We start from the raw sequence: 9,570 nt of genomic DNA, 5'->3' as shown, positions 1-9,570 counted from the left end.
TGTCGATGAAAAGTAACCGGTGTTCCGATCACACCTTGGCGGCGTAATTCCAGGGCATGAGGTCTGCGATATTGCTCTGCATGTGACCTCCAACGATGGCCGTTAGGCTCGTTGCCAGCCAAGCGTGCGGATCGACGGCGTTCAGTTTGCAGGCCTCGATCAATGAGGCGATGACGGCCCAGTTTTCTGCCCCCGCGTCGTGACCGGCAAAGAGGGCGTTCTTCCGGTCTAGCGTGATGGGTCGTATGGTGCGCTCGACCGTGTTGTTGTCGAGCTCGGTCTGGCCGTCGGTCAGGAATAGGCAGAGGCCGTCCCAGTGTTTTGCAATGTGGCTAAGAGCTTCGCCGAGGGGAGACTTTCTCGCAATACGGGTGCGGTGCTGGGTGAGCCACGCCTCAAAGTCGCCGATGATGGGCGCCGAACGGCTTTGATGATGTGACCGTCCTCCTTTCTGGATCATTGCAGACCCACCTTGGCACATCGATGCCGTCGGGGGGCGGTCACATCATCAGAGCCTGGACACCCGAATAGTGCATATCGACAGTGCGCTCCGCGCCGATCAGCTATCAGCGGCGATCAAGGACGCCGGTTACGAGACCTCTGCCGCCTGAGCAAGCCAGCTGCCCGCGTCGATGCGCGGGCAGCGTGCCCTATTCGGCGGCTTCGCGTGCCGCGGCAACCAGCTTGGCCAACTGGTCGGTTTCAACGAAACCGGGCACCAGTGCGTCGCCGATCACGAAAGACGGGGTGCCGTTGAACCCAAGCGTTTGCGTCAACTGCATCGAGGTTGCGATATGGTCGGCGACCTCCGGGGCATCCATGTCGACACGCAATTGCTCGATGTCCAGACCCACCTCTTCGGCCACGCGCAGCACGCTGGCTTCTTCGGCGCGGCCTTCGTTACCCATCATCGCCCAATGGAAGTCTTCGTATTTTCCCTGCTTGCGGGCCGCCAGCGCAGCCTTTGCGGCAAAGACCGAGCCGTCGCCGAGAATCGGCCATTCGCGATAAACCAGACGGATGTTCGGATCCGCGTCGATGAGCGCGCGGACCTCGGGTTTCACGCGGCGGCAATAGGGGCAGTTGTAATCAAAGAACTCGACCACGGTCACGTCGCCGTCGGGATTGCCCAGCACCGGGGCGTTCGGGTCATTCTCTATCAACTCGCGCTGTGTGTCTAGCGCACGAGCCTGCGCATCGGCCTGCGCGCCCGCCTGACGTTGCTCAAGGATTGCCACGGCTTCCATCACGATTTCCGGGTTCTCGCGGATCGCTTCGAGAACCAGTTCCTTGATCCGCGCCTCGTCGAGATCTTGCGCCAAGGTCGGCAACGGCATAAGCGCGACCAGCGCCAAGGCAAGTATGGGGGTTTTGAATGTCATATCAGTTGTCTCTGTTTTCCATGTCGGCTTTGCTGCGTTCGGCCTGCACCTGCTGGGCCCGGTCTGGCCAGGTTGAGCGGATGTAGGCGAGGATGTTCCTGATCTGCTGATCGCTCAGCTGATCGTCAAAGCCGGGCATGCCGCTATCGAACTCCATGCCTTGCTGCTCCATGAAGACTTTGCCGCCCAGCTTGGTATAGCCGAACAGCACGCGGTCGCTGTGATGCCAGGTGTGGCCGGTTTCGTCATGCGGCGGGGCAGGCAGTCGGCCATCCGGGCCGGGCGCGCGCCAGTCGGGCTGCCCCTGCAACTCGGCCCCGTGGCAAGAGGCGCAATTCTCGGCATACAAGACCTCGCCGTCGGCGATATCCGGCGTGTCGGCCAATGCGGGCTGCGCCAGAACCAGCGCGGCCCCAATGATGAATACTGACCCCTTCATGTGACCTCCAACCATGTGGTCATGCCGGACGCGGAGTGTTCCAGCATGTGGCAATGGAAGAGCCACTTGCCCGGGTTGTCCGCGACAAAGGCGATTTCCCGGGTCTCGTTCGCGCCGATCAGCAGCGTGTCGCGCATCGGTCCTGTCTGACCTTGGGTGACCTCACGGAAGTGCATACCGTGCAGGTGCATGGCATGGGGAAAGACGGTGTCATTGGTGATCACGACCCGCGCGTGGTCGCCCCGCGACAGCGTCGTCAAGGGCGTGTCGGGCATGTTCGCCACGCCGTTCAGCGCCCAGAAATAGCCCGCTTCCGCTAGCTGGCGAAAGCCCTTGCGTTCACCGTTCAGCACCGCCGCGTTCATCCGTCCCATCGCGCCGCCCGACATGTACAGCTTGACTGGCGTGGCATTGGCCAAATCGGGTAAATCCATTCGCGGATTGGGTGGCAACGCGGTGGGGGCGGCGCGAGCCACCTGCGCACCCTGCCCCGTCACCGTAAAGGCCACCTGCGGAAAGGGTTCATTGGTATCGACATTCAGCAGCGCCGCCAGTTCGCCCTGCGCGGCGGTGATGTCGACGAACAAGTCGATCCGCTGCGCCGGACCCAGCAGGAGCGTGTCCGCGACCGGCCGCGGCTGTGCCAAGGGCATCCCGTCAAGTGCGACGGTCCAGCCCGTCATCCCCTGTAGCCGCAGCGCAAAAATGCGCGCGTTGGCGGCATTGATCAGGCGTAGCCGCAGTCGGTCGTTCCTCTGTGCCGTCAGGGTAAGATTATACTGGCCGTTGGTGGTGACGTAGTTCCCGCTTCGCCCGCCATGGCTCATCATCATCGGCTGGTCAAACGTCTTGGCGATCTGACCGGTTTCAGGGTCGATCAACCAGTCGTCGAGGATCAGCACCTCGTCGCGATCCACGTCAGGGGCATGAGGCTCTGCGACGATCAGCGCACCGCGTAGTCCGCGCGCAACCTGCACGTATGATCGATTGTGCGCGTGATACCAATAGGTTCCGGCATCCGGCACGGTGAAGTCATAATCAAAGGTCTCGCCCGGCGGCACCGCGTCCTGCGTCAGGCCCGACACACCGTCCATGACGTTGTCGATGCGGATGCCATGCCAATGCACGGAGGTGGCCTCGGGCAGGTCATTGACCAGTTGTCGTTGCACGCGCGCGCCCTGCGGCACACGGATCTCGGTGCCGGGGACCGCGCCGTCATAGCCCCAGATGCGCGTCTGCGGGTAACCCTTGGGCAGCAGTTGCAAGCTGGCCTCGCGCGGGACCAGAGGTGTGGAACCGCTGAGGGCCCGCGCCCGCAGTGGGAGGCCCAGACCCGCCGCCGCCCCCGCGAGAGCAAGGAAAGTGCGCCGCGTGTATGTCATACGCTTGTGTCCTTTGCAGGGGACGAGGGCCACCGTGGCCCCCGCCCGTCTCGTGTCAGTCCGTCTGCCCGCCGTTTTCGCCTTGCAGAAGGTAGGTCGCCATGGCGGTCCGATCCTCGGGTGTCATGAAGCGCGTGTTCTCGCGCACCACTTCGGCCATGCTGCCACCAAAGGCATCACCCGAAGGCGTCAATCCGGTTTCCAGCGCATACGCCAGCGCCGAAACCGTCCAGCCGCCCTCTTCCAGCGCCTGCGGCTGGATCGAGGGTGCCTTGCTGCCGCCGGGCAGAGCCGCGTTTCCAGCGAACCGCTCAGCAAGGTCGCGCCCCCCGACAAGATTGCGGGGTGTGTGGCAGGCACCGCAATGGGCCGGGCCACGGACCAGTTCGCGCCCCCGGTTCCACGCGTCACTGCGGCCCTCGACCGGCCGGGTGTCTGGGTCGTGAAGAAAGGCCGCGCGCCACAGTTTCAGCCCCCAACGCTGATTGAAGGGGAATCCCAGATCATGATCGGGTGCAGGGTCTGCAACGGGTGGCACCGTCTGGAACGCCGCCCAGAGATCGGCGATGTCCTGGTCGGTGAAGTCTGCGTAGAACGCATAGGGAAAGGCTGGAAAATATGGGGTTCCGTCCGGCCCGACCCCCTGCCTTACCGCCCTTGCGAATTGCTCGGCCGTCCAGTTGCCAAGGCCGCTGACCGGGTCTGTGGTCAGATTTGGCGGATGGAACGTGCCAAAGGGCGTATCCAGCGGCGCGCCGCGCGCAAGAGGCGCGCCGCCTGCTTCGAAATCCGAGTGGCAGGAGATACAACCGGCGGCCCGCGCGAGATAGGCGCCGCGGTCAACGTTGCCCGCCACGGTGATCGGGACGGTGGCAGCGCCGACCGGCCAGACGACCAGCGACACCACCCCGGCAAGCGCGACCGTGCCCAACACCGCCGCGCCGATAAGGATGCGACGCATGATCAGTCATCCTCGGCGCGGAAGCGCGCATGGCAGGCGGAGCATACCTGCGTGGTCATCTTGAAGGCCGCATCGGCGGGCATGGCACCGATGGCCTCGGCGCTTATCATGTCCACAGCGTTCCCCATCATGGACCCGCCGCCCATCATGCTGCTTCCACCCATCATGGCGCCAGCGCCCGTGCTGCCACTGCTTCCCAGACCGTTGGCCGCTGCCATTTCCAGCCCGCGCGCATAGGTTTCCAACTGATCAGCCAGATCCGTGAAGCGGGTCCAGTCCTGCCATACCTCATCCTTGGCCTCCGACGGCGAACCGCCGCTGCCTTCGGGAAATTGCTCTGTCAGGGCCGTGCCGGCATGGGTCTGAAAGGTGCGGGCGGCGGCGCGCAGGGCCTCCGCGTCATAGGCAGTTTCGCCGCGCATCATGGGAGTGACGGATTTCACTGCCTTACCCATCACCATCATGGCGCCCATGCGTTCCTTGACGATGCCTGTGGCGCCGCCATGCGCAAGTGCGGTCACGGTGGTGCCGGCAATCAGGATGGCGGCGGTCAAAGTCGTTTTCTTCATAGTCTCATGTCTCCGTTGATCGTTTTTTGGCTGAGTCATCAGACACGATATCGCGGCGGGGGCGGATCATCGGTAAAGCGCCAACCCTTGTCCAGCCGAACTTCCGAAAGCCGTTGCATGTCGAGCCGAACGGGTGTGACTTCCGGCATATGAATCGCAAGGAAGATCACCGCAGGGGCACAGTCGATACCGGGGTGGCAATGGCCCTTCGCCTCGTACTCATGCACATGGTCCTCAACGGCAGCGATCCGGGGCCTTTCGTGATGAGGGTCAAACTCGGTCATGCCAAGCGACGCCAGCACCATCGTGCAGAGCAGCACCAGACACAGCCGAAGTCTCACCTTAGCCCACATCATTTGATCCCGTTCGCTCGCTGCAATTCCCGCACATAAGCGATGATCATCTTGACGTCGCCGTCTGTCACGCCGTTGATTTTCGGCATGTTGCCGAAGTTCCAGTGATGAGATTGCACGCCATTCCTGGCCGCCATGAGAAAGGCCATGTCGCCGTGATGGTTGGGCTCGTAGATCTTGTGGACCAGGGGCGGTGCGATGCCGTTCTGTCCTGCCGCGTTCTCGCCATGACATTCGGCGCAGACAGCTTCGAACATGGTCTTGCCCAGCTTGGCATTGGCCGAGAGGTCAGCGGGAAGAGAAACTTCGGTGATGGGTGCACCTTCAGCAGTGTTGCTGGTGTCCGGCGGCACCATCGAATGCCCCTGCGGCGCGTCCTGCGCGCCAAACACCTGCCATCCCAGTGCCGCGACACCAACGACCAGAACGACCCCGATCAGTCCCGTCAACTTGTCCATTTTGTCTGTCCTGCTTGTTTGATTTCAGATCAGTTTGATCTGTGTGCCAAGGGGGGCGCGATCGTAGACCTCTTCGATTTGCCCATTGTACAAGCCAATGCAGCCGTTCGAGGACTTGCGCCCGATCTTGCGCGTGTCCTGTGTTCCGTGGATTCGGTAGTAGGTCCACGACAGATATAGAGCTCGTGTTCCTAAGGGATTGGTCGGGTCTCCGCCTTCCACATATGCGGGCCATTCTGGGTTGCGCTCACGCATCGCCGGGGTCGGTGCCCAGCCGGGATTCTTCCGCTTTTCTACGACCTCGGTGTAGCCACGCTTGGTTAGCTCGTCCGTTAGCGGTACCGATGTCGGATAGACTCGCATTTCGCCCGCTGCGGTCCAGTGCAGCAGCATCTTGCTGTCGGTGTCGGCGATGATGATACCCTTGTCAAGGATTTCGAAATGGTCACGCCAGTCATGGGTCCGCAACGCGGAGATGTTGCGCCGCTGCACATCCCTGGCCGCGCGCAGAATTCCCGGCGCTCCGATCAGGCCGACAGAGGCTACCGCCGTGCGCAGCACGGCGCGGCGCGTCTGTTGCTGTCTGGTCACGGTTATATCCTTCATCAGCTTTGGCGATTATAGATACAGGCTGGACCGCACACAGCAATCGCAACAGGACCAAAGAAATGTATTTGTTTGTATCCTTGACCTTCCGCTGCCGGAGAGTTGCATAAGCGCCATCGACAACACCGCGAAAGGATCGGGCGATGAAGGATGACAGTCACTCTGCCAGGGGCGCAGGAAAGCTGATGCATTGGGGCATGATGGCCTGCTGCGCCGTGATGCTGCTGCCGATCGCCGGATATTTCATCGGCGGCGGCACGTTGTCGGGGCTGGGATCGAATGCGCTGGCTTTTGCGCCGTTGGTGCTGTGCGTCGGTGCGCACCTTGTCATGCACAAGATGATGGGCAAATCGTGCCACAGCCACGATACCGCCAAATCCGAGGCGCGCTCGGAGCGCCGCCCCGAGGAGGCCTGAAGGACTTGACCCCTCGCGTCTTTGTGCTTGGGGCAATGGCGGTTGTGTCGGGCTGTTCTGCCACGGTCAGCGGCTGCTTCCGTTCGCCCTCAGCCCTGTCGACGCAGGGAAGTGATACGGTCGCGGCCTTGCTTCCGACCGGTTGCGAGATCGTGGAGGCATCGTCGCCCGGCGTCGCACAACTGCGTTGCGCAGATGACCGGACAGGATTCGTTCTGAACACGGGAAACTGACGTGACCATGATGCGCCTGAAGACGTATCTTGCCGGGATTCTGACCGTCCTGTCGCTGATTGCGAGCGGGGCCTTGGCCGCCACGTCGGACGTTTATCGTTCGACCCCTGTCATTGCCCGGCTCATCACCGCGCAAAACGGTGTGGCGCCGGGATCACGCAGCTTGGCCGCCGGTTTGGACCTGACCATATTCGAGGGATGGAAGACCTATTGGCGCACCCCAGGAGAGGTCGGCACACCGCCCCGGGTCGACTGGTCCGGCTCGACCAACATCGCAGAAGTCGATTTTCAATGGCCTGCACCGGAACGCTTCACCGCCTTCGGTATCCAGAATTTCGGCTATCATGGAGAGGTCGTGTTCCCCTTGCGAATTACGCTGAAACAGCCCGGCACCGCGGCCCGGCTGCACGCGGCCGTGTCGCTGCTGGTATGCTCGGACATCTGCGTGCCTGAGGATTTCGTCCTGACGCTCGACCTGCCGCCGGGCAGCGGCATCGACCAGACCTCTGCCGACAGGATTGCGCGTTTTGTGGACAAGGTCCCGCAAATGGCCTCCGTTCCGCGCATCACCTCGGCGCAATTCCATGTGGATGACGCGGCCCGCAGCCTGACCGTTGCGCTGCGCAGCGCCAAGGCCTTCGACGCGCCCGACATCTTCCCCGAGGCCGGTGACGGCGTCACCTTCGGTTCACCCGACATTCGGCTGGGCGAAGACGGACGCCTGCTTTGGGCGCGGCTCCCGATCCTGTCCTCTGGCCCACCCGAGACACCGCGTATCACAGTGACCGACGGGGACACCCGCGCCTTTACGGTGCCAGCCACAAGGGTGGTACGCGCCCCTGCCCCGCCCTTTCGTCTGGCAACGCAGAGGACCGGGGCGGGGATGCTGGCCGGGATCGCCGCGCTTGCCTTCCTTGGCGGTCTGATCCTGAACGTCATGCCCTGCGTGCTGCCCGTCCTGTCGATCAAGTTCTCGTCTGTCCTGCGCCACGGCCCAGAGGATCGCCCGTGCATCCGCCGCGGTTTTCTGGCCGCCGCCGCCGGGGTCCTCACCTTCATGTGGGGGCTTGCGGCGGTTCTCTACGGATTGAAATGGGCGGGTGTGTCCGTGGGTTGGGGTCTGCAATTCCAGAACCCGGTCTTCCTTTCAGCTCTGATCGTCGTGATGACGGTTTTTTCCGGCAACCTGCTGGGCGCGTTCGAGATCTCCTTGCCGTCGAGGCTCCAGACATGGATGGCCAATAACGGTGGCGGAGATTTTGCCACAGGCCTTTTCGCGGCAGTCATGGCCACGCCCTGTTCCGCGCCGCTGCTGGGCACCGCCATAGCCTTTGCGCTGGCTGGTCGGGGTCTCGATATCGCCGTGGTCTTTACCGCGCTGGGGCTGGGGCTGTCTCTGCCATACCTGCTGGTCGCGGCGTGGCCAGGCGTGGTGACGTGCCTGCCGAAGCCCGGGCGCTGGATGCTGCTGGTCAAGGTGGCTCTGGGGCTAATGCTGTTGACCACGCTCGGGTGGCTGGTCTGGGTCATGAGCGGTGTCGCCGGGCCGTGGACTGCGCTCATCGTGCTGGCATTGGCGCTGTCGGTGACCGGGTTGCTGTCACTCAGCCGCCTGTCACCGGGTCCGCGCCTGTCTGGCGCGGCGCTTCTGGTCGCTGTGACATTTGTGGCCGCTCCCTTCGTGTCCACGCCCGCCGCCTCCCCCGCGCCGGACGGCGGCGCGCTGGCCTGGCAAAGCTTTGCCCGCGCCGAGATCGCCCGGCAGGTGTCGGGCGGGCAGGTCGTCTTTGTCGATGTCACTGCGGATTGGTGCCTGACCTGCAAGGCCAACAAAGCCCTGGTGCTGGAACGCGACCCGGTGCGCACGGCGCTGTCCGCTGACGGCATCACCCTCATGCAGGCCGACTGGACGCGCCCGGACGAGTCGATTGCGCGCTATCTCGAAAGCTTCGACCGTTACGGCATCCCCTTCAACGTCGTCTATGGACCGGGCGCGCCAGAGGGTATCGTCCTGTCGGAAATCCTGACGGACCGATCCGTGCTGAAGGCTCTCGATCGGGCAACCTTGCCGAACTGACATTGAAACATTATGTATATGGAATATGCTGGACCTTTAGTTGGTCTGCAGATCCGCGTCAGAGGTCATGGCCATGTCGGTCGATAGAAAAGAACACTGGGACACCGTCTACCGCAAGACGCCCGAGACCAGTCTGAGCTGGCATCAGGACGATCCGACAGTTTCGCTCGACCTGATCCGGATGGCCGGAATTCCCAGAGGCGCGTCGGTGATCGACATAGGCGGCGGCATGTCCCGTTTCACGGACGCCGTGCTGGCGATGGGGCTGCGCGACGTGACGATTTTGGACCTGTCGCAAATGGCCCTGGATGCCGCGCGAGACCGGCTGGGGCCCGCGGGGGGCAGCTTGACCTGGCTGTGTAAAGACATCACCACCTGGTCGCCGACGCGACAGTACGACCTGTGGCATGACAGGGCGGTATTCCACTTTCTCACCGACCCCGCCGACAGAGCCGCCTATATCGAGAGCTTGACACGCGCCGTCCGGATCGATGGCCATGCCATCATAGCCACTTTCGCGCCGGACGGGCCGGATCGGTGCAGCGGCCTGCCGGTCGTCCGCTACAGCCCCGAGGATATCGCGGTGCTTTTGGCAGACAGTTTCGCGCCGGTGGCGCATCGCCGCCACCTCCACCAAACCCCGAAAGACGCGGAGCAGGCTTTTCAATTTAGCCTGATGCGTCGGGTCGGCTGA

General features: G+C 63.1%; 11 protein-coding genes and 1 pseudogene. 3 read left to right on the top strand and 9 right to left on the bottom strand.

Going from position 1 to position 9,570, the window contains the following annotated elements; translation table 11 throughout:
* Positions 1 to 28: 28 nt before the first annotated feature.
* The 9 genes and pseudogenes from SM765_RS22385 to SM765_RS22345 form a co-directional block, all read right to left on the bottom strand.
* Positions 29 to 430, bottom strand: a pseudogene (locus tag SM765_RS22385) (IS66 family transposase); the annotation flags it as partial.
* A gap of 220 nt (positions 431 to 650) precedes the next feature.
* Positions 651 to 1,382 (bottom strand): DsbA family protein, encoded by a 732-nt coding sequence (locus SM765_RS22380; protein ID WP_274831046.1) that lies wholly within the window; start codon positions 1,380 to 1,382, stop codon positions 651 to 653.
* A 1-nt stretch (position 1,383) separates the two neighbouring features.
* Positions 1,384 to 1,821 (bottom strand): c-type cytochrome, encoded by a 438-nt coding sequence (locus SM765_RS22375; RefSeq protein WP_274831045.1) that lies wholly within the window; start codon positions 1,819 to 1,821, stop codon positions 1,384 to 1,386.
* Positions 1,818 to 3,203, bottom strand: coding sequence for a multicopper oxidase family protein (locus SM765_RS22370; protein WP_274831044.1), 1,386 nt, complete (start codon positions 3,201 to 3,203; stop codon positions 1,818 to 1,820). Before SM765_RS22370 ends, SM765_RS22375 begins: the two co-directional genes overlap by 4 nt.
* Before the next feature lie 55 nt (positions 3,204 to 3,258).
* Entirely contained in the window at positions 3,259 to 4,164 is a 906-nt protein-coding gene (locus SM765_RS22365; protein WP_274831043.1) for a c-type cytochrome, read from the bottom strand.
* A 2-nt stretch (positions 4,165 to 4,166) separates the two neighbouring features.
* Positions 4,167 to 4,733, bottom strand: coding sequence for a c-type cytochrome (locus tag SM765_RS22360; protein WP_274831042.1), 567 nt, complete (start codon positions 4,731 to 4,733; stop codon positions 4,167 to 4,169).
* A gap of 38 nt (positions 4,734 to 4,771) precedes the next feature.
* On the bottom strand, positions 4,772 to 5,074 hold the full coding sequence (locus tag SM765_RS22355; protein ID WP_274831041.1) for a hypothetical protein: 303 nt from the start codon (positions 5,072 to 5,074) through the stop codon (positions 4,772 to 4,774).
* Between the two features lie 11 nt (positions 5,075 to 5,085).
* Complete coding sequence (locus SM765_RS22350) at positions 5,086 to 5,544, bottom strand: c-type cytochrome (RefSeq protein WP_274831040.1); 459 nt, start codon at positions 5,542 to 5,544, stop codon at positions 5,086 to 5,088.
* Positions 5,545 to 5,568: 24 nt separating this feature from the next.
* Complete coding sequence (locus SM765_RS22345; RefSeq protein WP_274831039.1) at positions 5,569 to 6,150, bottom strand: L,D-transpeptidase; 582 nt, start codon at positions 6,148 to 6,150, stop codon at positions 5,569 to 5,571.
* 143 nt (positions 6,151 to 6,293) lie between these two features.
* Between SM765_RS22345 and SM765_RS22340 the strand changes: the two genes are divergently transcribed.
* The 3 genes from SM765_RS22340 (at position 6,294) to SM765_RS22330 (ending at position 9,570) form a co-directional block, all read left to right on the top strand.
* Complete coding sequence (locus tag SM765_RS22340) at positions 6,294 to 6,566, top strand: DUF2933 domain-containing protein (protein WP_274831038.1); 273 nt, start codon at positions 6,294 to 6,296, stop codon at positions 6,564 to 6,566.
* 240 nt (positions 6,567 to 6,806) lie between these two features.
* Positions 6,807 to 8,876: a protein-disulfide reductase DsbD family protein gene (locus SM765_RS22335; RefSeq protein WP_274831047.1), complete on the top strand. Its 2,070-nt coding sequence runs from the start codon at positions 6,807 to 6,809 to the stop codon at positions 8,874 to 8,876.
* 73 nt (positions 8,877 to 8,949) lie between these two features.
* Entirely contained in the window at positions 8,950 to 9,570 is a 621-nt protein-coding gene (locus SM765_RS22330) for a class I SAM-dependent methyltransferase (protein ID WP_274831037.1), read from the top strand.

This window comes from Pseudophaeobacter sp. 1A09344 (assembly GCF_041008745.1).
GTDB classification, from domain to species: Bacteria; Pseudomonadota; Alphaproteobacteria; order Rhodobacterales; family Rhodobacteraceae; genus Phycobacter; species Phycobacter gallaeciensis_A.
This window is presented reverse-complemented; position numbering and strand designations above follow the sequence as displayed.

Coding starts and splice junctions, on each gene's coding strand:
- SM765_RS22380 (WP_274831046.1), bottom strand. CDS start 1,382: ATGACATTCAAAACCCCCATACTTGCCTTGGCGCTGGTCGCGCTTATG.
- SM765_RS22375 (WP_274831045.1), bottom strand. CDS start 1,821: ATGAAGGGGTCAGTATTCATCATTGGGGCCGCGCTGGTTCTGGCGCAG.
- SM765_RS22370 (WP_274831044.1), bottom strand. CDS start 3,203: ATGACATACACGCGGCGCACTTTCCTTGCTCTCGCGGGGGCGGCGGCG.
- SM765_RS22365 (WP_274831043.1), bottom strand. CDS start 4,164: ATGCGTCGCATCCTTATCGGCGCGGCGGTGTTGGGCACGGTCGCGCTT.
- SM765_RS22360 (WP_274831042.1), bottom strand. CDS start 4,733: ATGAAGAAAACGACTTTGACCGCCGCCATCCTGATTGCCGGCACCACC.
- SM765_RS22350 (WP_274831040.1), bottom strand. CDS start 5,544: ATGGACAAGTTGACGGGACTGATCGGGGTCGTTCTGGTCGTTGGTGTC.
- SM765_RS22345 (WP_274831039.1), bottom strand. CDS start 6,150: ATGAAGGATATAACCGTGACCAGACAGCAACAGACGCGCCGCGCCGTG.
- SM765_RS22340 (WP_274831038.1), top strand. CDS start 6,294: ATGAAGGATGACAGTCACTCTGCCAGGGGCGCAGGAAAGCTGATGCAT.
- SM765_RS22335 (WP_274831047.1), top strand. CDS start 6,807: ATGATGCGCCTGAAGACGTATCTTGCCGGGATTCTGACCGTCCTGTCG.
- SM765_RS22330 (WP_274831037.1), top strand. CDS start 8,950: ATGTCGGTCGATAGAAAAGAACACTGGGACACCGTCTACCGCAAGACG.